Origin of the sequence: Patulibacter medicamentivorans, from assembly GCF_000240225.1 — a bacterium.
Classification (GTDB): domain Bacteria; phylum Actinomycetota; class Thermoleophilia; order Solirubrobacterales; family Solirubrobacteraceae; genus Patulibacter; species Patulibacter medicamentivorans.
On sequence record NZ_AGUD01000262.1, the window covers coordinates 1 to 21254 of the forward strand.

20 protein-coding genes and 1 tRNA gene are annotated in these 21254 nt (G+C 72.3%); 13 read left to right on the forward strand and 8 right to left on the reverse strand.

The window, feature by feature from the left end:
• Nucleotides 1-1105: serine/threonine-protein kinase (locus tag PAI11_RS24745; RefSeq protein WP_138974419.1), on the reverse strand; the 1105-nt coding region annotated here is incomplete at its 3' end.
• Nucleotides 1106-1267: 162 nt separating this feature from the next.
• Between PAI11_RS24745 and PAI11_RS27480 the strand changes: the two genes are divergently transcribed.
• The 3 genes from PAI11_RS27480 to PAI11_RS18590 all read left to right on the forward strand — a co-directional run bounded on the left by PAI11_RS27480 (nucleotide 1268) and on the right by PAI11_RS18590 (nucleotide 3714).
• The gene (locus PAI11_RS27480; protein WP_007577652.1) at nucleotides 1268-2416 is read left to right on the forward strand and encodes a hypothetical protein; all 1149 of its coding nucleotides are present in this window, start codon (nucleotides 1268-1270) and stop codon (nucleotides 2414-2416) included.
• Nucleotides 2417-2421: 5 nt separating this feature from the next.
• The gene (locus PAI11_RS26510) at nucleotides 2422-2988 is read left to right on the forward strand and encodes a DUF4446 family protein (RefSeq protein WP_007577653.1); all 567 of its coding nucleotides are present in this window, start codon (nucleotides 2422-2424) and stop codon (nucleotides 2986-2988) included.
• Nucleotides 2989-3171: 183 nt separating this feature from the next.
• Nucleotides 3172-3714, forward strand: a complete 543-nt coding sequence (locus PAI11_RS18590) for an HNH endonuclease (RefSeq protein WP_170320752.1) — start codon at nucleotides 3172-3174, stop codon at nucleotides 3712-3714.
• A 569-nt stretch (nucleotides 3715-4283) separates the two neighbouring features.
• On the opposite strand, the gene PAI11_RS24750 is transcribed toward PAI11_RS18590, so the two are convergent.
• The 7 genes from PAI11_RS24750 to dnaA all read right to left on the reverse strand — a co-directional run bounded on the left by PAI11_RS24750 (nucleotide 4284) and on the right by dnaA (nucleotide 15196).
• Nucleotides 4284-4754, reverse strand: coding sequence for an SRPBCC family protein (locus tag PAI11_RS24750; protein WP_050897317.1), 471 nt, complete (start codon nucleotides 4752-4754; stop codon nucleotides 4284-4286).
• A 955-nt stretch (nucleotides 4755-5709) separates the two neighbouring features.
• Nucleotides 5710-8310: a DNA gyrase subunit A gene (gene gyrA, locus PAI11_RS18605; protein WP_007577657.1), complete on the reverse strand. Its 2601-nt coding sequence runs from the start codon at nucleotides 8308-8310 to the stop codon at nucleotides 5710-5712.
• A gap of 49 nt (nucleotides 8311-8359) precedes the next feature.
• Nucleotides 8360-10843, reverse strand: a complete 2484-nt coding sequence (gene gyrB, locus PAI11_RS18610; protein WP_007577658.1) for a DNA topoisomerase (ATP-hydrolyzing) subunit B — start codon at nucleotides 10841-10843, stop codon at nucleotides 8360-8362.
• 155 nt (nucleotides 10844-10998) lie between these two features.
• Entirely contained in the window at nucleotides 10999-11328 is a 330-nt protein-coding gene (locus tag PAI11_RS24755) for a DciA family protein (protein ID WP_007577659.1), read from the reverse strand.
• Complete coding sequence (recF, locus tag PAI11_RS18620; protein ID WP_081488529.1) at nucleotides 11325-12515, reverse strand: DNA replication/repair protein RecF; 1191 nt, start codon at nucleotides 12513-12515, stop codon at nucleotides 11325-11327. The genes PAI11_RS24755 and recF overlap by 4 nt, the downstream gene beginning before the upstream one ends.
• A 6-nt stretch (nucleotides 12516-12521) precedes the next feature.
• Nucleotides 12522-13631: a DNA polymerase III subunit beta gene (gene dnaN / locus PAI11_RS18625; protein WP_007577661.1), complete on the reverse strand. Its 1110-nt coding sequence runs from the start codon at nucleotides 13629-13631 to the stop codon at nucleotides 12522-12524.
• A 125-nt stretch (nucleotides 13632-13756) separates the two neighbouring features.
• On the reverse strand, nucleotides 13757-15196 hold the full coding sequence (dnaA, locus tag PAI11_RS18630) for a chromosomal replication initiator protein DnaA (protein WP_007577664.1): 1440 nt from the start codon (nucleotides 15194-15196) through the stop codon (nucleotides 13757-13759).
• A gap of 327 nt (nucleotides 15197-15523) precedes the next feature.
• On the opposite strand from dnaA, the gene rpmH reads away from it, so the two are divergent.
• The 10 genes from rpmH (at nucleotide 15524) to PAI11_RS18680 (ending at nucleotide 21202) form a co-directional block, all read left to right on the forward strand.
• The gene (gene rpmH / locus PAI11_RS27485) at nucleotides 15524-15658 is read left to right on the forward strand and encodes a 50S ribosomal protein L34 (protein ID WP_007577666.1); all 135 of its coding nucleotides are present in this window, start codon (nucleotides 15524-15526) and stop codon (nucleotides 15656-15658) included.
• A gap of 4 nt (nucleotides 15659-15662) precedes the next feature.
• On the forward strand, nucleotides 15663-16067 hold the full coding sequence (gene rnpA, locus PAI11_RS18640) for a ribonuclease P protein component (protein ID WP_007577668.1): 405 nt from the start codon (nucleotides 15663-15665) through the stop codon (nucleotides 16065-16067).
• Nucleotides 16067-16441 carry a membrane protein insertion efficiency factor YidD gene (yidD, locus tag PAI11_RS18645; RefSeq protein WP_007577670.1) on the forward strand — a complete coding sequence of 125 codons (375 nt, stop codon included), beginning with the start codon at nucleotides 16067-16069 and terminating at the stop codon, nucleotides 16439-16441. The genes rnpA and yidD overlap by 1 nt, the downstream gene beginning before the upstream one ends.
• Nucleotides 16442-16454: 13 nt before the next feature.
• Nucleotides 16455-17378, forward strand: coding sequence for a YidC/Oxa1 family membrane protein insertase (locus PAI11_RS18650; protein WP_007577672.1), 924 nt, complete (start codon nucleotides 16455-16457; stop codon nucleotides 17376-17378).
• Between the two features lies 1 nt (nucleotide 17379).
• Nucleotides 17380-17856, forward strand: coding sequence for a Jag family protein (locus PAI11_RS18655; protein WP_007577674.1), 477 nt, complete (start codon nucleotides 17380-17382; stop codon nucleotides 17854-17856).
• Nucleotides 17853-18587, forward strand: a complete 735-nt coding sequence (locus PAI11_RS18660; protein ID WP_007577676.1) for a 16S rRNA (guanine(527)-N(7))-methyltransferase RsmG — start codon at nucleotides 17853-17855, stop codon at nucleotides 18585-18587. Before PAI11_RS18655 ends, PAI11_RS18660 begins: the two co-directional genes overlap by 4 nt.
• 163 nt (nucleotides 18588-18750) lie before the next feature.
• Nucleotides 18751-19509, forward strand: a complete 759-nt coding sequence (locus PAI11_RS18665) for a ParA family protein (RefSeq protein WP_007577677.1) — start codon at nucleotides 18751-18753, stop codon at nucleotides 19507-19509.
• Nucleotides 19502-20383 (forward strand): ParB/RepB/Spo0J family partition protein, encoded by an 882-nt coding sequence (locus PAI11_RS18670; RefSeq protein ID WP_007577678.1) that lies wholly within the window; start codon nucleotides 19502-19504, stop codon nucleotides 20381-20383. The genes PAI11_RS18665 and PAI11_RS18670 overlap by 8 nt, the downstream gene beginning before the upstream one ends.
• A gap of 104 nt (nucleotides 20384-20487) precedes the next feature.
• Nucleotides 20488-20561 (forward strand) — tRNA-Ile (locus PAI11_RS18675).
• Nucleotides 20562-20713: 152 nt separating this feature from the next.
• On the forward strand, nucleotides 20714-21202 hold the full coding sequence (locus PAI11_RS18680) for a bifunctional nuclease family protein (RefSeq protein ID WP_007577680.1): 489 nt from the start codon (nucleotides 20714-20716) through the stop codon (nucleotides 21200-21202).
• Nucleotides 21203-21254: the final 52 nt, after the last annotated feature.

The following is a 21254-nucleotide window of genomic DNA, read 5'->3' on the forward strand; positions in this document are numbered from 1 at the left end:
GCGGCGCGGCATCGCCCGCCGCGCGGGGGCCCTCGCCGAGCCCGGCCGCGCGGACCGGGTCGGAGATCGCCGGGGCGACCCCGACCCCGCGCTCCTGGAGCTCGGCGCAGAGGACGTCCTCGAGCTCCTGGACCGTGCCGCGCTCCTCGGGGGCGGCCGCGCAGGCGCGATCGATCGCGGCCACCAGCGTCGCCGACAGGTCGGGCCGGCGGCGCCCCAGCGACGGCAGCGCGGCGTGGGTCCGGACGAGCGCGCTGGCCCGGTCCGGGGGCCCGCCCGGGTGCTCGCCGGTGAACGCCTCGTGCAGCACGACGGCGAGCGCCCAGAGGTCTCCAAGCTCGTCGCCGGCGCCGCCCTCGAGCCGCTCCGGGGACATGTACGAGAGCGTGCCGACGATCTTGCCGGGCACCGGCGCCTCGTCCTCGGGGCGGTGCTCGGCCCGGCCCGCCAGGCGAGCGATCCCGAAGTCGGCCAGCTTGGCGGGCGAAATCCCCGGGTCGCAGGGATGCGCCTCGTCGCGACCGCGGAAGGCACCGGCCGGCACCAGGACGTTGCGTGGGGTGACGTCGCGGTGGACGATCCCGCGCCCGTGCGCGTGGCGGAGCGCCCCGCAGAGCGCGATCCCGATCTGCAGCAGCTCGCTGTCGGTGTGCGTGTCCTCGGCGATCGTGCGGCGCAGCGTGTCGCCGGCGACCAGCTCGGTGATCAGCCACACGCAGCCGGCCGCCGAGCCGAGCGCGTAGACGCTGACGATCGCCGGATGCCCGAGGCGCGCGGCCGCGCGGGCCTCCGCGAGCGCCCGCTCGCCGCCGTCGCCCGGCAGGCACTTGATCGCGACCGGCCGGCCGAGCTGGCGGTCGATCGCCTGCCAGACGGTGCCGGCGCCGCCGCGGCCGAGGACGCGGACCAGCTCGTAGCGGCCGAGGACGGTCTCGCCGGGGACGAGGGTCGACGGAGTCGGCCGTCCGGCCGGAACCGCGGCGGGGGGCGCGAAGCCCGTCGCCGACGGCGCGAAGGAGGAGGGGGCCGGCGAGTCCGATCCGGGCGCCGAGGCCGGAGCCAGGCGTGCGGAGCGATCGGTCGCGGCAGCGGTTCCCGTGCGCACGAGAGTCCGATTCGCTGTACGCAGACCGGCTCCTGCCCGTGCGATATACCCTGACTTGCAGCAGGAACCGCCCGATCGGCGGTGAACGACGGGCAGAACCGCCGGCAGGACCACCCTGGTCCCGCTCGGCAGAGCACTGCACCCTGCCCAGGAGCGAACCCCGTGTCGTTCTTCGACGACGACGACTTCGACGAGCCCACGCACGTCGCCCACGAGGCGGCTCCTCGTCGCACGTCGCGGCGGCCCGGCCTCGGCGGGGGCGGCGGAGGGCTCTCGCCCGACCCGCAGCAGGCGCGCGTGCGGCAGATGGTCGCGCTGGGCGTCATCGTCCTGGTCCTGATCCTGCTGACGCTCGCCATCAACGGCTGCGTCAAGTCCGGCCGCACGAACGCGCTGAAGGACTACTCACGCGACGTCACCGCCGTGCTCCAGGAGTCCAAGAGCGAGGTGGCCGAGCCGCTCTTCGCCGCGCTCTCGTCCGGCGAGGACGCGACGGCGCTGGTACCCAAGCTCAACAGCCTGCGCGAGACGGCCGACAACGAGGCCAAGCGCGCGAAGAACTTCAGCCCGCCCGGCGACGATCGCGGCAAGGCCGCCCAGCACGACCTCGAGCTGGCGATGAACCTGCGGTCGCAGGCGATCCGGACGATCGCCGACCGGCTCCCGAGCGCGCTCGGCGACCCCGACACCAGCCAGCCGGCGATCGACGCGATCGCCGGGCAGATGCAGGCGCTGCTGGCCAGCGACGTGATCATCATCGCCCGCACCAAGCCGCTGATCGACGAGGCGTTGAAGGACGCCGGCGTCAGCGGGGCCTCGGTGCAGTACACGCGGATCGTCAGCGACGCCAGCTGGCTGACGCCCGAGACGGTGACGACGAAGCTCGGCGCCACCGGCGGCGGCGGGACCGCGTCCTCCGGGGCGGTCAAGGACCGCTCGAAGGAGACGCCGACGACGGCCGGCCGTCACGGCAACGGGATCACCGGCGCGTCCATCGGCGGCACCACGCTGACGGCGGGCGAGGCCGCCACGGTCACCGGCCGCGACCTCAAGATCCAGGTCGCCAACCAGGGCGAGGCCGACGAGAGCAACGTCGACGTCGGCGGCACCTTCACGCCCGCGAGCGGCAAGGCGATCAGCTTCAAGACGACCGTCAAGACGATCACCCAAGGCGCATCGGTCGACGTGCCGATCACGCTGCCGGCGACCGTCAAGGGCGAGGGCGAGCTGAAGATCCAGGTCGGGGGCGTCCCCGGCGAGGAGAACCTGACCAACAACACCCAGACGTTCACCGTGACGTTCGGCGGCTGATCGCCGTGGGCGACGTCGGCGACACGTGGCACATCGTCGGCGCGGCCGGGCTCGCGGTCGCCGCGGTCGCGCTGCTGGGCCTGCTCGTGGTCAGCGTCCAGCTGCGACGGCTGCGGCGGGCGCAGTCCGCAGTGCTGGGGCCCCACGGCACCGACGACCTGGTGAGCCACGCCGCCGCCCTCGACCTGCGCGTGACGGCGGCGACCGACGAGTGGCGCGGGCTGTCCGACCAGCTGGCGCACCGGATGGGCGGGATCGAGGGCGCGCTGCTGCGGGTCTTCTCCCGCCACGGGATGGTCCGCTACGACGCCTACGGCGAGCTGTCCGGCCAGCAGTCCTGCTCGCTGGCCCTGCTCGACGTGCGGGGCGACGGCGTGGTGATCACCTCGATCCACCACCGCGACCAGGCCCGGCTGTACATCCGCAGGATCACCGGCGGCCGGCCGGAGCACCGCCTGGCCCCCGAGGAGGACGAGGCGCTCGCGCTCGCGCTCCGCCACGGGTCGATCGCCGCCGACGGGTCGATCGAGGGCACGCCGCCCTCGCCGCGGCCCGGCGTCGACGACGTCTGATCCTGTGATCAGTCGGTGATCGCGGAAGCGACCCGATGGACACCGCCTGAGGCCTGGGTATTCTCCTGATCGGGAGCTCCCACCGTGCACGCAGGCGATTCGTCAGCCACCGTCGTGACCCTGCCGCAGCGCGGTGACGGGTCCCATGCGGCTCGGCGCGGGGTGCGGGCCGGCTCCAGGGCGGTGCGCGACAGCGGCCCTCCGCCGGGCTCGGGCGGCTCCGGCGGCTCGCACGTCCTGGTCCTCAACGCGACCTACGAGCCGATCCACGTCTGCGGCGTGCGGCGCGCGACGGTCCTGCTGCTGAAGGACAAGGCAGAGGTCATCGAGACCGGCCAAGGAGAGCTACGGGCAGAGCGGACCTCGCTTCCCAGGCCCGCCGTCATCCGTCTCAGCACCTACGCGCCCGTGCCTCGGCACGGGCGCCGTCGTTTGACGAGGCGTGCGGTCTTCGCCCGCGACGACTGGACCTGCCAGTACTGCGGCTCGCGCAGCGACCTGACGGTCGACCACGTGATCCCGCGCTCGAAGGGCGGATCGAGCGAGTGGGAGAACATCGTCGCCTGCTGCTCGACCTGCAACCGCCGCAAGGCCGACCGGTTGCCGCACCAGGCGCGGATGTTCCCGCGCCACAGCCCGCGGCCGCCGCACCCGTCGGTCTTCATCCAGGTCGCCTGCCCGCGCATACCCGACAGCTGGCAGGCCTGGTTGCCGCAGGCGGCTTAGGGCTCGTCGGGCGTTCTCCTTGGGCTCGGCTGGGTCACTCGTGGGTCGGGTGGCTCGGCGGGCGTGGTCCGCGGGGGGGGGTGGGTGCGTCCTCGATCGCTCGCGGCCAAGGGGGCTGGGTGCTTGGGTCGGCCGGGTCTGGTTCGGCCGCGAATGGTGCGATCTGCGGCGCACCCACCCCCCCCCCGCTGTCTTGGCGACCGGTGCCGTGGCGGTCGCGGTCGGGCCGCCCGATGCCGCTCGGCGCTGGCCGGTGGCCGGTGGATCGCGCGTCGGGGCGACGCCGTGCTGGGCGGCCCTTGGGGGAGCGAGGCGTGATTGGGCGACCGTGGCGGGCTCTGCGTGGGGTCGTCGTCTGGGTGGCGATTACCTGTTGTGACCTTGCGGTCGCTGCGCGACCGGTTTGTCACGCGCAAGCGCGATTTCGCCAGCCGCGATGGCGAGTGTCACGTTCCGGTCTACTCGCGACCGGTTCGCGCCGTGGAGGCGACGGTCGGCCGGCCGCCACGGCAGGTGTGACACCCCAACCACCGGGCGCGCCGGCCGGGCCGACTCGCCGAGCACCCCTGCTAGCTGGCGTCGGCCACCGCGACTGCGCGATCCAGCGAGGCCTGGGCGTAGCGTCTCCACAGCGGAGCGACCGCGCGCATCAGGAGTCCGCGGCCGCGGCGCGCGACGAAGGTGTAGGTCCAGGTGACGTCGGTGCCGCCGCCGGGCGCGTGGTCGAAGGCGAATCGGCCCTCGATGCGGGCCACGATCAGGCCGAACGGCCCCGACAGCGGACCGACGACGTAGCTGAAGCTGCCGGGACGCTCGACGGCGACGATCTCCTCGGGCGTCCCGGAGCGGTCCGACAGCAGCACGACCCGGCGAGAGCCGGCGCGGTCCCACGGACCCTGCTGGTCGCGCGTGCCGACGACGGCCGGGAACGGCCCCCACCCGGTCATCATCGTCGTCAGGTCGATCGGCACGATCGCATCGAACGTCGCCTCGGGCGTGGCGGCCGCGGGACGGCGGACGGTGACGGGCACGCGGGGCATGGTCGGAGCCTATGGGGGCGCAGTTGGGTGGCGTGGGGTGATCCGCGGGGGTGGGGGTGCGTCCTCGATCGCTCGCGGCCAAGGGGGCTGGGTGCTTCGGTGGGGCGTGGTCGGGCGATGGTCCGACTTGGCTGTGACGTTCCGGTCCTCTACCGACCGCCTCGTCGCACGAGACGGCGGCGGGTCGGCCGAGCGCGGCGCGGGTGGGACGTTGCGGTCGCTCAGCGACCACTTCATCGAAGACGCTCGCGGGGCGAGCAGGGCGACGTGGCGATCCGGAGCCGCGCGAGTCGACAGCGGCCGCAGCGCGAGTCTTCTGCCTTGCTCGCCAACGAGGAACGCCGAGCGGCACCGAGCCAACGACCGCGGGCCCCACGGCACCGGTCGTCAAGCCAGCGCGGGTGGGGTGCGCGCGCGAGATCGCACGATTCGCGGCCGAACCAGACCCCGCAGAACGAAGCACCCACCCCACTTGGCCGCGAGCGATCGAGTGCGCACGCCACCCCCGCGGACCAACGCTCGCCATCCAACTGCGCCCCCGCAACCGACCGACCCCCACAACGACGCGCGGCGCCCCGAAGGACGCCGCGCTGAGAGTGTCGGACCGGTGGCCCGGGTTGGAGCTCCACGTCGCCACGCCAGTACCGTGGGCGCGGTGCTTCCGCTGGGACGAGGGCGGAACTCCAAGGTCCGGGATGACGCGCGGGGCGCGTCACCGGAGGCCGATCGAGCTGCCTCTAGGAGACAGCCACCTCCTGGGTCCCGAAACTACTGTCGATGATTCGGACCACCTCCTTTCTCTGGTGCTGAAGGGAGATCCGAACCTATCACCCGTCCGCGACGAGGTCGAACGGAAGCGGTGATCGGGGCGCTGAACCAGTCGCGGGTTCGAGTCCGACAGACCTGAACGGCGCCGGTCGAGCCCCCGTGGCGGGGGCTCGACCGGGCGACGACCTCAGGATTCGTCGGTCGCCGGAGCGTCGTCCGTGCCGGCGTCGTCGGTCGGCGCATCCGCGTCGGCGCTGGTCGGCGGCGCCGCCGGGTCGACGGGCGGCGCCTCGCCCTCGGGCCCCTCCACGATCGCCTCGGTCGGATCGGACTCCTCGTCCTCGACGATCCGGGCGATCGCGCTGACGCGGTCGTCGTCGCGGACGTTCATGACCTTGACGCCCTGCGAGTTGCGCCCGTAGCGGTTGATGCCCTTGACGCCGGTGCGCTGGACCATGCCGGCCTCGCTGATGAACACCAGCCCCTCGTGCTCGCGGACGACCAGTGCGCCGGCCAGGCCGCCCTTGGCCTCGGTCAGCTGGATCGTCTTGACGCCCTTGGCGCCGCGGCTGGTCTTGCGGTACTCGCGCACCAGCGTCCGCTTGCCGAACCCGTTGTCGGTCACGACCAGCAGGTCGAGGTCGTCGCGGGCGACGTCCATCGCGATCACGGAGTTCTTCGCCGGGTCGCTGCCGACGTCCATGCCGCGGACGCCGGTCGTGTCGCGGCCCATCGAGCGAGCGTCGGCCTCGCTGAAGCGGACGGCCAGGCCCGCCTTCGAGACCATCACGACCTCGTCGTCCGGGTCGACGTTGCGGACGGCGACCAGCTCGTCGTCGTCGCGGACCTTGATGGCGATGATGCCGTCGGCCTTGATCGGCGTGTTGTACGCCTGCAGCTCGGTCTTCTTCACCGTGCCGCTGCGGGTCGCGAAGATCAGGTACTTCGTCTCGGCGAACTCGCGGGTCGACAGCACCGACTGGATTCGCTCGCCCTCGCGCAGCGGCAGGAAGTTCCGCAGGAAGCGGCCCTTCGACTGGCGCGAGGCCTCCGGCAGCTCGTAGACCTTGGACCGGTAGACCTTGCCGCGGTTGGAGAAGAACAGCAGGTAGTCGTGGCTCGAGCAGACGAAGAGGTGCTCGATGTAGTCGCCGTCCTTCATGTTCATGCCGGTCACGCCGACGCCGCCGCGGCGCTGCTGGCGGTAGGTGGCCAGCGGCAGCGACTTGATGTAGCCGTCCTGCGTGATCGTGATGACCATCTGCTGGTCGGCGATCAGGTCCTCGATGTCGATCTCGCCCTCGGCATGGGTGATGATCGTGCGCCGCTCGTCGCCGAACCGCTCGGCGATCTCGAGCATCTCCTCCTTGATCAGGTCGAGCACCATCTGCTCGTCGCCGAGCAGCTCGCGCAGCTCGCGGATCCGCTCCATCACGTCGGCGTGCTCGGCGCGGATCGCGTCGCTCTCCAGCGCGGTCAGCTGCGACAGGCGCAGGTCGAGGATCGCCTGCGACTGGATCAGCGTCAGGCCGAAGCTCGACATCAGCTCGCCACGGGCCGTCTCGCGGTCCTTCGACGAGCGGATCACCTGGATCACCGCGTCGAGGTTGTCGAGCGCGATCAGCAAGCCCTCGAGGACGTGGGCGCGCGCCTCCTTCTGCGCCAGCTCGAACTTCGCGCGGCGGACGACGACCTCGCGCTGGTGGCCGACGTAGGCGCCGATGATGTCCCGCAGCGACAGCGTCCGCGGGACGCCGTCGACCAGCGCCACGTTGTTGACGCCGAAGGTCGTCTGCATGTTGGTGTGCTTGAACAGCTTGTTCAGCACCACCTTCGGCAGCGTGTCGCGCTTGAGCTCGATCACCAGGCGCATACCGCGCTTGTCGGACTCGTCGCGGATGTCGGAGATCTCGGGGATCTTCTTGTCGCGGACCAGGTCGGCGATCTTGACGATCAGGCCGGTCTCGCCGCCCTTCTTGACCTCGTAGGGCAGCTCGGTGACGATGATCGCCTCCTTGCCCTGGGTCAGCGGCTCGATGTGCGCCTTCGCCTGGACCCGGATCCGCCCGCGACCGGTCTCGTAGGCGTCCTTGATCCCGCCCATCCCGAGGATGATCCCGCCGGTCGGGAAGTCCGGGCCCTTCAGGTGCTCCATCAACCCCTCGACGGGGATCGACGGGTCGTCGATGTAGGCGATCACCGCCGCGATCGACTCCCGCAGGTTGTGCGGCGGCATCTTGGTCGCCATGCCGACCGCGATCCCGGAGGACCCGTTGACCAGCAGGTTCGGGAACCGCGACGGCAGCACCGTCGGCTCCATCTTCCGGCCGTCGTAGTTCGGCTGGAAGTCGACCGTGTCCATGTCCAGGTCGCGCAGCATCTCCAGCGCGAGCCTGGTCAGGCGGGCCTCGGTGTACCGCATGGCGGCCGGCGGATCGTCGTCGATCGAGCCGAAGTTGCCCTGCGGGTCGACGAGCTCGTTGCGCATCGAGAACGGCTGCGCCATCCGCACGAGCGTGTCGTAGATCGACGTGTCGCCGTGCGGGTGGTAGTTGCCCATCACTTCGCCGACGATGCGGGCGCACTTCGCGTACCCGCGGGTCGGGCCGACGCCGAGCTCGGACATGCCGAACAGCACGCGCCGGTGGACCGGCTTGAGGCCGTCGCGGACGTCGGGCAGCGCTCGCCCGACGATCACCGACATCGCGTAGTCCAGGTACGCGGTGCGCATCTCGTCCTCGAGCGCGCGCGGCTCGATGTTGCCGCCGCTGATCACCTCGGTGGCCATTGATCAGTTCCCTTCGTAAACGTTCTTCGGAGAAGCGCTGGACGGCCGGCTAGACGTCGAGGTTCACGACCTGGCGGGCGTGCTCCTCGATGAAGTCGCGGCGGAACTCGACGTGCTCGCCCATCAGCATCGAGAAGAGGCGGTCGGCGGCCGCCGCGTCCTCGATGCTCACCTGCTGCAGGGTCCGCGTCTCGGGGTTCATCGTCGTCGACCCGAGCTGGTCGGCGTTCATCTCGCCCAGCCCCTTGAAGCGGGACAGCTGGACGCCCTTCTGGGCGACCGACAGGACCGCGCGCGACAGCTCGTCGAAGGTGTCGGCGTCCTGGCTGCGATCGGCGAGCGCGACCGTGAACGGCGGCTGGCCCAGCAGCTCGACCAGCTGCTGGTGGACCTTCACGAACCCGGTGTACTCGGGGCTGTCGAACAGGCCGCGGCGGAGGTCGTGGGTCCGGCGGAGGTTGGTCTTCGACTCGGTCGTGCGGATCCGCAGGTGCTCGTCGTCGGTCGAGAGCAGCTCGACGTGGATGCCGGTCTCCTTCTCGACCACGCCCGACCGCAGCCGCGCGAGCACGTTGTCGGTGCCGACGATGCCGTCGTGGACCAGGCCGGTCGAGGCGAGGAACTGGACGACCTCGGAGCCGTGCTCGCCGCGCAGCGCGCTGCCCCAGCCCTCGTGCTGCTTGCGCAGGCGGCCGAACTTCTGCCACTTGGCGGGCGTCAGCTTGACCGCGGCGCCGTCGCCGTTGGCGATCTCGAACTTCTCGAGCTTGTCCGAGAGCAGGACCTCCTCCAGCTCGGACTCCTTCTCGATGTAGCGGTCGTGGCTGCCCTGCTTGATCTTGTAGAGCGGCGGCTTGGCGATGTAGACGTAGCCGGCCTCGATCAGCTCCTGCATCTCGCGGAAGATCAGGGTCAGGACCAGCGTCCGGATGTGCGCGCCGTCGACGTCGGCGTCGGTCATCAGGATCAGCTTGTGGTACCGGGCGGCCGTGATGTCGAACTCGTCGCGGACGCCGGTGCCGATCGCCGTGATCAGCGCCTGGACCTCGTTGTTCTGGAGGACCTTGTCGATCCGCGCGCGCTCGACGTTGAGGATCTTGCCGCGCAGCGGCAGGATCGCCTGCGTGTTGCGGTCGCGGCCCTGCTTGGCCGAGCCGCCGGCCGAGTCGCCCTCGACGATGAACAGCTCCGACAGCGACGGGTCCTTGACCGAGCAGTCGGCGAGCTTGCCCGGCAGCCGCGAGTTCTCCAGCGCGCTCTTGCGGCGCGTCAGGTCACGGGCCTTGCGGGCGGCGCTGCGCGCCTGGGCGGCCGAGATCGCCTTGCGGATCACGGCCCCGGCCTCGGCGGGGTTCTCCTCGAAGAACTCGGCGAGCTTCTCGTTGACGACCTTCTGGACGAAGCTCTGCATGCCCGGGTTGCCGAGCTTGGTCTTCGTCTGGCCCTCGAACTGCGGGTTCGTGAGCTTCGCCGAGATCACGGCGGTCAGGCCCTCGCGGACGTCCTCGCCCGAGAGCGGCGAGTCCTTGTCGCGCTTCAGCAGGCCGCGGTCGTAGGCCCACTTGTTGACCGTCGCGGTCAGCGCCGAGCGGAAGCCGGAGAGGTGCGACCCGCCCTCGTGGGTGTTGATGTTGTTGGCGAAGGAGAACACCGACTCCTGGTAGGTCGAGTTCCACTGCATCGCGACCTCGACGCCGCCGCCGGCCTCCTCGTCCTGGGTCTCGAACCAGACGACCTTCTTCTGGATCGGGTCCTTGCCGTCGTTGAGGAACGACACGAAGTCGGCGATGCCGCCCTCGTAGTGGAACTCGACCTTCTTGCCGCTCTCGCGCTCGTCGGCGAGCTTGATCCGCAGGCCGCGGGTCAGGAACGCCGTCTCGCGCAGGCGCTGCTCGAGCGTCGCCCACTCGTAGTCGGTCGTCTCGAAGATCTCCGCGTCGGGCAGGAAGGTGATCGAGGTGCCGGTGCTCTCGCCCTCGGCCAGCGGCTCGCCCTGCTGGATCGGGCCCTGCGGGGCGCCGCGGACGTACTCCTGGCGCCAGACGTGGCCGTCGCGGCGGACCTCGACCTTGAGCGACTCCGAGAGCGCGTTGACGACCGAGCTGCCGACACCGTGGAGGCCGCCGGAGACCTTGTAGCCGCCGCCGTCGCCGAACTTGCCGCCGGCGTGGAGGACGGTCAGGACGACCTCGAGGGCCGACTTGCCCTCGCCCTCCATCACCGCGACGGGGATGCCGCGGCCGTTGTCGCCGACCGTCACCGAGTTGTCCGGGTGGATCGTGATCCGGACCTCGTCGTTGTGACCGGCGAGCGCCTCGTCCACCGAGTTGTCGACGATCTCCCACACCAGGTGGTGCAGACCCCGCACGCCGGTCGAGCCGATGTACATGCCCGGCCGGTGGCGCACCGCCTCCAGGCCCTCGAGGACGGTGATGTCCCCGGCGTCGTAGGAGCCGGCGAGCTTGGCGACCTCCGCCTGGGGGGTGACCTCCTCGTCGGGCTCGTTGGGATCAGGGCTATCGGTCGTCGTCATGAGCCTCCGTGCAGCAGAAACGCCCCGGTCCAGAGTCCTAGGACGCCGGCCGAGGCGCACCGAGCGAATCCCACGCAGGTTACCATAGGAAGGCCGCGGATCCCCTGTCCCCGCGGGCGAAAACGGCTGCAAACAGCGCGATCGCCAGCGGCTCGTCAGCGACCGTCGACCGCGCGACCGGAGCCGCCGGCGCGCATCCGGAGCGAGACGATCTTCGGGCCGTCGAACTGCGAGGCCAGCCGTTCGAGCAGCTGCAGCTCCATCAGCTGCAGCTCGTGGGCCCAGGTCGCGTCCTCGCAGGCCACGTGCAGGACCCCGTCGACGAGCGCCACCGGGCGTCCCGCGGCCGCGACCGCCGGTCCGACCGCCGCCGACCAGGCCCGCTGGACCTGGCTCAGGTGGTCCTCCTCGGGGGCGAGCCCGTCGAGGATCGATCCCAGCAGCTCGCCGGCGGGCCTCGGGGTCGATCGGCGCCGGCGCGTCATCGGTCGGCCTCCGTCGACACGGTCGCGACCCGGACCGTCGCGGCGGCCCCCGGCTCGACCTCGACCAGGCCGACGTCGTCGGCGTCGGCCCCGGGGACGTGCGACGCCTCGGTGACGGTGATCAGGGCCTGCCCGGCCCCGGCCAGCACCTCGACCAGCCGCGATCGCCGCTCGACGTCGAGCTCGCTCATCACGTCGTCCAGCAGCAGCACCGGCCGCTGGCCGCTGGCGGCGTGGAGCGCGTCGGCCTCGCCCAGCAGCAGGGCGAGCAGCGCCAGCCGCTGCTCGCCCTGCGATCCGAAGCGGCTGAGCGGCCGCCCCTCGCGCCGCACCGCCAGGTCGTCGCGGTGCGGCCCGTGGTGGGTGAAGCCCCGCTCGAGGTCGCCGGCGACCCGTTCCGACAGCGCCTGCAGCAGCTCGTCGGCGTCGGTCGAGGACCGCGGCCGGTAGGCGACCTCGAGCTCGCCGTCGAGGCCGAGCTGCCGCGCCCGCTCGGCGACCGCGGGGTCGACCGCGGCCACCGCGGCCGCGCGTGCCTCGGTCAGCGCGGCGGCGGCGCTCGCCAGCGCGCGGTCCCACGGCGCCAGCTCGCCGCGAGCGCGGTCGAGGTCGACGCCGCGGGTCCGCAGCGAGGTCAGCAGCGCGTTGCGCTGCCGCAGCGCCTCGTGGAAGCCCCGCCGCAGCGGCCCCGCCGAGGGCCGCAGGGCGACCAGCAGCTGGTCCAGGTGCGCCCGCCGCAGCCCCGGACCGCCCTTGACCAGGGCCAGGCGGTCGGGCAGGAAGACGCTCATCCGCGGCCGCGCCGGATGGTCCAGCAGCCCGTCGACCGGGTTGCCGTCGACGCGCAGCCGGCGGCGATCCGGCGGCTGGATCCCGACGCTGAACGCGCTGACGCTCAAGGCCCCCGCCGCGCCGCTCTCCACCTCGGCGCTGACGTGCCCGGCGTCGGCCCCCCGCCGGACCAGCTCGCGGTCGCTGGCGCCCCGGAACGAGCGGCCGGTGCAGGCCAGGTAGGCGGCCTCCAGCAGGTTGGTCTTGCCGGCGCCGTTGGGGCCCGCCACGACCGTCAGCCCCGGGCCCAGCTCGACCTCGGCCTCGACGTAGGTGCGCAGGTCCCGCACCCGCAGGCGGGCCAGGTACGACAGCCGAGGCGGGGCGAGCGGGAGGTCCGTGATCGCGTCCAGGATCGAGAGCTAGACGTTGAGGCGGATCGGCATGATCAGGTAGAGGAAGCCCTGATCGTCGTTGGTCTGCAGCAGCCCCGGCCGGATCGGGCTCGTCAGCCGCAGCAGGACCTCGTCGGCGTCGATCGCGTCGAGCCCGTCGCGGAGGTACTCCGGGTTGAAGCCGATCTCGAACGGCTCGCCGTGGAACGGCACCGGCAGCGACTCGCGCGCCTCGCCGACGTCCTGGGTCTGGGAGGAGACGGTCAGCTCGCCCTCGGAGAACGCCAGCCGCAGCGCGGCCGCCTTCTGCGCCAGCAGCGACACGCGCGAGACGACCTCGCGCAGCTCCGACGTCGAGACCGGCAGCTCGTGCTCGAACGAGTCGGGGATCAGCGAGCGGTACTGCGGGAAGGTCCCGTCGACCAGCCGCGAGCTGAGGACGTGGTCGCCGACGGTGAACAGCACCTGGTTCTCGCCGCGGGCGACGGTCAGGGTCTCGGCGCCGGTCGCCGGCACCAGCCGCTCCAGCTCCTGCATGACCCGGGCCGGGACGTTGGCCTCGAAGTTGCCGTCGAGCGGCGTGGCCAGCGTCGTCCGCTTCTCCGAGAGCCGGTAGGAGTCGGTGGCGACCATCGTCAGGGTGTCGCCCTCGGCCCGCACCAGCACGCAGGCCAGCAGCGGCCGCGTGTCGTCCTTGGCGGCGGAGCGCACGACCTTGGCGGTGGTGGCGACGAAGGCCTCGGCGGGAACCAGGACGCCGGTCGCGTCGGCCGGCTCGGGCAGCGGCGGGAAGTCCTCGGTCCGCAGCGTCCGCAGGTGGAAGACGGCGGACCCGGCGGTGATCTCGACGTCCTGCTCCTCCGTCCGCAGCTCGAGCGAGATCCGCGGGCCCGGCGACTGCCGGGTGATGTCGAGCAGCAGCCGCGCCGGGAGCACGATCGTCCCCGGCCGCTCGACGTCACCCTCGAGGGCGATCCGGAGCCCGACCTGCAGGTCGGTCGCCCGCAGCTCGATCCCGTCGCCGGTGGCAGCGATCTGCACGCCGGACAGCGTCGGGTTGGCCAGTCGCCCCGAAGCCACGCGGCTGAGCGACTGCAGGTGCCCCAACAGGTCCTGTGCGTTGGTGTGCAGTTTCACCTTGAAGTCCTCAGAGAGAAAGAGTGATCAGCAGTCGTAGGAAGCCCTGTGCGTCTTGTGCACCGCGATGCCGATCGTGCGCTGGCAGCAGGGGACGACGCGTCCACAGGAGCCTGTGCAGTCTGTCAGTCGCGGCGGTCGTCCTGTGCGCGGATCGGCTCGGTCGTCGTGGCGGACGGCGTCTCGTGCACAGCGGCGAGCCGTGCGCGCACACGTGCGAGGTCGACCTGTGCGCTCGGATCGCGCTCGATCTGGGCGCTGACGCCGCGCACGGCGTTCATCACGGTGGTGTGGTTGCGGCCGCCGAACGCGCGCCCCAGGTTGGGGTAGCTGTCGCCGGTCTCCTCGCGCGCGACGTACATCGCCAGCTTGCGAGCCCAGGTCAGCCGCTTGTCGCTGCGACGCGACAGCAGGTCCTCCTCGCTGACCTCGAACGTCAGCGCGGTCGCGCGCAGGACCTCGACCGTCGTCGCCGGCTGGTCGGCGCGGCGCTGGCCGGGGCTGCGGTCGCGACCCGGGTAGAGCGAGTCGAGGACCTCCTGCGCGAGCCCGCGCGTGAGCGGCCGGTCGGTCAGCGACGCGAAGGCGACCACGCGGACCAGGGCGGCCTCGACCGCGCGGACGCTGCTGTTGACGTGGCGGGCGATCTCCTCGAGCGCGGCCGGCTCGGCCAGCTCGACGGCCTGGCCGGTGACCCGCTTGCGCAGCACCATCAGCCGCGTGGCCAGGTCCGGCGGGGCGACCTCGGCGACCAGGCCGGCGGCGAAGCGGTCGCGCAGGCGCTGCTCCATCCGGTCGAGGTCGTGCGGGATCCGGTCGGCCGTCAGGACCAGCTGGGCGCCGGCCTCGTGAAGGGCGTTGAAGGTGTGGAAGAACTCCTCCTCCGTCGCCTTCTTCGCCATCAGGAACTGGACGTCGTCGACCAGCAGCAGGTCGATCGAGCGGTAGCGCTGCTTGAAGCCGTCGATCCCGTGCTTGCGCAGCGCGTCGGTGAACTCGTTGGTGAAGGTCTCCGCCGTGCAGTAGCGGACCCGCATGCCGGGGTGGTGGCGGCGGGCGTAGTGGCCGACCGCGTGCAGCAGGTGGGTCTTGCCGACGCCGGGCGGGCCGCAGAGGAACAACGGGTTGTAGGCGATCCCCGGGTTCTCGGCGACGGTCAGCGCGGCGGCGTGGGCGAAGCGGTTGGCCGGGCCGAGGACGAACTCCTCGAACCGGTAGCGCGGCGTCAGCGGCCGGTCGGCGGGCGGCGGCGGGGCGGGCTCGTCGCGGCGCGCTCCGGGGCGCCCGCGCTGACCGGCGGCGCCGGCGGCGGGAGCGGGAGCGTCGGCGAGCACGACCTCGAGCGGCCGCTCCATGACCCGCGTGGCGCTGGCGCTGAGCATCGGCAGCAGCCGGTCGGCGATCCATGACCGGGCGTGCTCGGGCGCCCGCACGCGCAGCTCGTGGTGGTCGGCGGCGACGGGGCGCAGCACCGAGAGCCACGTGTCCCACGCCTGGTCCCCGATTCGCTGGCGAGCATCCTCGACGATGGCGTTCCAGGCGCGGTCGAGGTCAGCAGCGGGCACGGGCAGGACGGGGCGGCCGCTGCGAGAGCGGCGAGAAGAACAGCACGGGGCCGGGAGGGCCCGAGGAGGCCGCTGCCGGGGCAGCGGCGGGCCGCGAATATACCAGCGGTCGGTGGTGCCGGCGGGCCAGTCTCGGCGCGTCCGCCCGGAGTTCCCGGAAAGAGCGGGAACATCGCGGGAGCGCCGCTGCAAGGAACCGTCCGGATGGTGCGCTACACGGAGCCGCACGGCGCCGTCGGGGAGCGGCTGGGTACACTGCGCTGCTCGTGCCCGCGCCGGGTCGCGCCTTGCTGCGCCCGCCGCTCCGCCTCGAACCGAGTCTATGAGATGAAGCGCACCTACCAGCCGAAGAAGCGCAAGCGCGCCCGCACCCACGGCTTCCGCGAGCGGATGTCGACCAAGGCAGGACGCCAGGTCCTCAAGCGCCGCCGGGCCAAGGGTCGTCGGCGCCTGACCGTCTGAGTCGATGTCCGATCCCCGTCCGGCCGCCAAGCGGTCGAAGCGGGGTCGGCTGACGCGCAGCGCCGACTTCGAACGGGTCTTCCGCCGTGGCCGCTCGTTCGGCAACCGGCACCTGGTGCTGCACCTCTTCCCGCGCAGCGGGCCCGACGAGGCCCGCGAGCCGCGGATCGGCCTGAGCGTCTCCCGCCGCGTCGGCGGGGCGGTCGATCGGAACCTGGTCAAGCGGCTCCTGCGGGAGGCGTTCGCCGACCAGTCGAGCCGGTTCCCGACCTCGGTCGACCTGGTGATCGTCGCGCGTCCCGACGCCCGCGAGCTGGCCGAGCGCGAGGGCCTGGCCGGGATCTCGACGGCGCTCGAGGAGATCGTCCAGAAGGCGCTGACCGCGCTCGACAACGAGGACGCCGGCTGATGGCGGACGCCGGCCACCACTGCGCCGATCACGCGCGCCCGGCGCCGTCCGGCGACGGGTCCGACGAGCCGCTGGACGAGCTCTACGTCCCGGCCGCGCCCGGTCGTGGACCGCTCGGGCTCCTGCGCGAGCTGTTCCTGGCGCCCGTCAAGGCCTACCAGCGCTTCATCAGCCCGGCACTGCCGCGCAGCTGCAAGTACGAGCCGACCTGCAGCCACTACGCGGTCGACGCGGTGCGGTCCCACGGCGTCTGCCGCGGGACGGTCCTCGCGGCGTGGCGGATCCTCAGGTGCAACCCGTGGAGCCACGGCGGCTACGATCCCGTCTCGGCGCAGCGGCTGTTCCGCTCACGCCGCCCTGCGTCACCCTCCTGAACGAGCCCCCTGCATGCCTGCTGCCGTCCTCGCCCCGATCCAGTGGCTGATCGACCTCTTCCTGCCGGTCCTGGAGTTCTTCCACGACACGCTGTCGATCCCGTGGGGCCTCTCGATCATCCTGCTGACGGTGCTGCTGCGGCTGGCGGTGCTGCCGCTGGGCATCAAGTCCTTCAAGTCGATGCGCGGGCTGCAGGCGATCGCGCCGCAGATGAAGGCGCTGCAGGCGAAGTACAAGGACGACCGCCAGCGTCTCCAGCAGGAGACGATGAAGCTCTACTCCGAGCACAAGGTCAACCCATTCGGGTCCTGCCTGCCGATCCTGGCGCAGATCCCGTTCCTGATCGCGTTCTTCTACATGCTGCGGACCGATCTCAAGTTCGAGATCTGCGGCGACGGCGTCGACCGCAACCTGCCGCACGACGTCGGCTGCGGCGCGGTCCCGAACCCGGTCGGCAACTGGATGTTCGGCCAGCCCAAGGGCAATGGGCCGCTGGGCGGCTTCGGTGAGAGCTTCATCGGCATCCACGACATCACCGCGGTCGCCACCGGCGGCCTGCTGATCCTGCTGCTGGTGCTCTACGTCGGGTCCCAGATGGCGTCGTCGCTGGTCAACATGCCGCCGACGGCCGACAAGAACCAGAAGCGCCTGATGCTGGGCCTGCCGCTGGTCTTCGTGATCTTCCTGATCCCGATCAAGCCGCCGTCGGGCCTCTTCCTCTACTGGATCACCACCAACGTCTTCACGCTCGTCCAGCAGTGGGGCCTGATCCGGGTCTTCGGCCACGTCAAGCCGGTGACCGTGGACGAGGACGAGGAGCCGGCCAAGGGCGGGGCGAAGGCGGCGACGGCCGCCGCGGGCAAGGCGCCCTCGGGCAGCGCGCCGCCGCCACCGCCGCGCAAGCGCAAGAAGAAGCGCTCGGGGCGGAGGCGCTGAGATGTCGGACGACGGGATCGGCGAGCGGATCGCCATCGAGGTCGGTGCGCTGGTCGGACGGGTGGCGCTGGGCGTCGACGCCGGCGACGACGTCGAGGTGACGCGCAAGGGCAACCGGATCACCGCGACCCTCCACGGCGAGGGCGTGGCGCCGTTCATCGGCCGCCACGGCCAGGTGATCGACGCGGTCCAGCACCTCGCGACCCGCGTCGCGGCCAAGCACGCGCCCGGCGGCGACTGGGTCGTGACGGTCGACGCCGGCGACTACCGCAGCCGTCGCGCGACGATCCTCGACCGGATCGCCGACGAGGCCGCCGATCGCGCGGTCGCCGGCGGCGAGGCGGTCGCGCTCGACCCGATGACGGCGAGCGAGCGTCGCTACGTGCACGAGCAGCTGCGCGAGCGGGGCGACGTCGGGACGCACAGCGAGGGCGACGAGCCCGAGCGGCACCTGGTCGTCACGCCGAAGCGGGCGTGAGCGGGAGCCCGAGCGGCGCCGGGGGCGGCTGGGCGGCGGTCGACCGCCGGCTGGCCGAGCTGGCCGCGCGCTACGGCCTGGAGCCCACCGCCGTCGCGGCCTTGCGGACGATGCTCGAGGTCCTGGCCGACGACGAGCACGCGGCGACGACCGTCCGATCGCCGATCGAGGCGGTCGACCGGCACGTCGCCGACGGGCTCAGCGGGCTCGAGGTGGCCGCGGTCCGCGAGGCGGAGCGATTGGTCGACATCGGGACCGGGATCGGCGTTCCGGCGCTGGTGCTCGCCGCCGCGCGGCCCTCGCTGGAGGTCGTGGCGATGGACACCGTCGGCAAGAAGGTCGATTGGGTGACGGCCTGCGCGGCGCGGATGGGCCTGGCGAACGTCGAGGGCGTCCACGGACGGGCCGAGGCGTGGCCCGCGGGCCTGGAGCGGTTCGACGTGGTCGCGGCGCGCGCGGTCGCGCCGCTCGGCGTGCTGGTCGAGTACGCGGCGCCGCTGCTGCGGGTGGGCGGGAGGCTGGTGGCCTGGAAGGGCGTGGTCGACCCGGAGGAGGATCGGGTCGGCGCGGCGGTCGCGGGGCAGCTGGCGATGGGCGAGCCGGAGAGCGCCCCGACCCGGCCGTGGCCGGCGGCTCGCGATCGGCGGTTCGTGACCGTCGAGAAGCAGGGGCCGACGCCGCGGGGGTTCCCGCGCAAGCCGGGCATGGCGCGCAAGCGCCCGTTGGGCTGAGCCCCGGGCTGGGCGATTCGGTCGTCCTTCGCCGTCGCGGGCGCGGTTCCTGCTCGGCTCGTCGACCGGATCGGTCGGGCGTTTCACGTGAAACGCCCGCTCCCGGCGGGGTGGCCGCGCGGGCCGGCCGTGGCGCCCCTCGGCTCGGTACCGTCCTACCCCCTTGGGCACGATCTACGCCATCGCCAACCAGAAGGGCGGAGTGGGCAAGACCACGACCGCCGTCAACCTCGCCGCCTGCATCGCCGAGGCCGGCTATCCGACGCTGCTGGTCGACATCGACGCCCAGGCCAACGCGACGGTCGGGCTCGGCGTCGCCAAGACGACCGAGCCGAGCGTCTACGACGTGCTGCGCGGCGACGTGAGCGCCCTCGACGCGGTGGTGGAGACTTCGATCGAGGGCCTCTCGCTGCTCCCGGCGCACCCCGACCTGGCGGCGGCGACGGTCGAGCTGGCACGGGCCAACGGGAGCGACACGCGCCTGCGCGACGCGCTCGAGCCGGTCCGCGAGCGGTTCACGTTCGTCCTGCTCGACTGCCCGCCGTCGCTCGGGCCGCTGACGATCAACGCGCTGGTGGCCGCCGACCGGGTGATCGTCCCCGTCCAGACGGAGTACTTCGCGCTCGAGGGCCTGGCCGGCCTGCTCGACACGCTCGGCCTGGTCCAGCGGCGGCTCAACCCGCGGCTGGCGATCGCCGGGATGCTGCTGACGATGCACGACACGCGCACCCGCCTGGCGCACGACGTCGAGCAGGAGGTGCGCCAGCACTTCCCCGACCTGGTCTTCAAGACCGTGATCCCGCGCAACGTGCGGATCAGCGAGGCGCCCAGCTACGGCGTCCCGGTGATCCACCACGACCCGCACTCGAACGGGGCGACGGCGTACTTCGAGCTGGCGAAGGAGATGGTGGCTCGTGGCTGAGCGCAAGCCGAAGCAGCGGGGGATGGGGCGCGGCCTGGCCGCGATCCTGGCCACCGACGAGACCCTCGACGGCACCAGCCCCGGCCCCGAGCTGCGGACGCTGGCCGTCGAGCTGATCACGCCCAACCCGCACCAGCCGCGCCGCGTCTTCGAGGAGGAGGCGCTGCAGGCGCTGGCCGGCTCGATCGCCGATCGCGGGGTCCTGCAGCCGATCCTCGTCCGGCCGCTGCCGGGCGGGCACTACGAGCTGGTCGCCGGCGAGCGGCGGTGGCGGGCCAGCCAGCTGGCCGGCCTGACCGAGGTCCCGGCCCTGGTCCAGGACCAGGACGACGCGACCTCGCTGCAGTCGGCGCTGGTCGAGAACATGGCCCGGGCAGACCTGAACCCGGTCGAGGAGGCGCGGGCGGTCGCGGCGCTGGTCGAGGACCTGGGCATCACCCGCGAGGCCGTCGGCCGGATGGTGGGGCGCAGCCGGGTCGCGATCTCGAACCTGCTGCGGATCCTCGACCTGCCGGACGAGGCCCTCGACCTGATCGGCGACGGCGCGCTGAGCGAGGGCCATGGCCGGGCGCTGCTGCTGGCGGACGGCCACGAGGCACGGCGGGCGCTGGCTCGCGACGCCGCCGACGAGGGCTGGTCGGTGCGGGTCCTGGAGCAGCGGGCGCGGGCGGCCAGCGACGGGGCGCGGGCGCGCAAGCCCGCGGTCGAGGTCCCGGCCGACCAGGCCGCGGCCGCCGACGAGCTCTCCCAGCGGCTGGCGCGGGTCCTGGGCCACGACGTCCGGGTGCGGGCGAAGGGCGACGGGTTCGTGGCCGAGATCCGGCTCGAGGACGTCGACGACGCCCGCCGGCTGACCGATCGCCTGGGCGCCTAGGAGCACCCGCCGGGGCCCGCGGCCGGGGTCCGAAGGGGCCTCCCGCGGGGCGACCGCGGCGACGAGGCGAGTCGCGTCGTCGTGCGCTACCCTTCCGTCTCCTCGGGCGATTAGCTCAGTCGGTTAGAGCGCTTCTCTGATAAGGAAGAGGTCGGTGGTTCGAGTCCACCATCGCCCACTCGGAACGGCCCGCGACGCGGGCCGTTCGCCGTTTCATGACCTACCCCACCGAGGCTTGCCGCCCCGCCACGGGCCCCGATCCGGCCGCTCCTATACTCCAGGGACGGAGTCGCTCGGCCGCCCGGTCGAGGCCTCCCATCCGGAGCTGACATGCAGGAGATGACGATCTACGGCGTGAGCTTCGACATGGTCGGGAAGCAGCCGATCGTGCTTCTGAAGTGCGTCGAGTCCAACCGGTTCCTCCCGATCTGGATCGGGCATCCAGAGGCGGCGGCGATCCTGATGCGCCTGCAGGGCGCGTCGACCCCGCGGCCGATGACGCACGACCTGATGGTCGACCTGCTGGGCGAGTTCGAGGTCAAGTGCGTCCAGGTGGCGGTGACCGAGCTGCGGGACAACACCTTCTTCGCCACGATCACGCTCGAGCAGAACGGCCGCGAGGTCGAGATCGACTCGCGCCCCTCGGACGCGCTGGCCTTCGCGGTCCGCTGCGGCGCGCCGATCTACGCCGCCGACGACGTGATCGAGGAGTCGGCGATCGAGTTCGAGCGCAACGCCGAGCAGGCGGACGACGTCGTCGATCGCTTCAAGAGCTTCCTCGACGACGTCTCGCCCGACGACTTCCGCCAGCAGGGCTGAGGCCGAGCCCCCAGAGGGGCCGCGTGGGGCGTTTCACGTGAAACGCCCCACC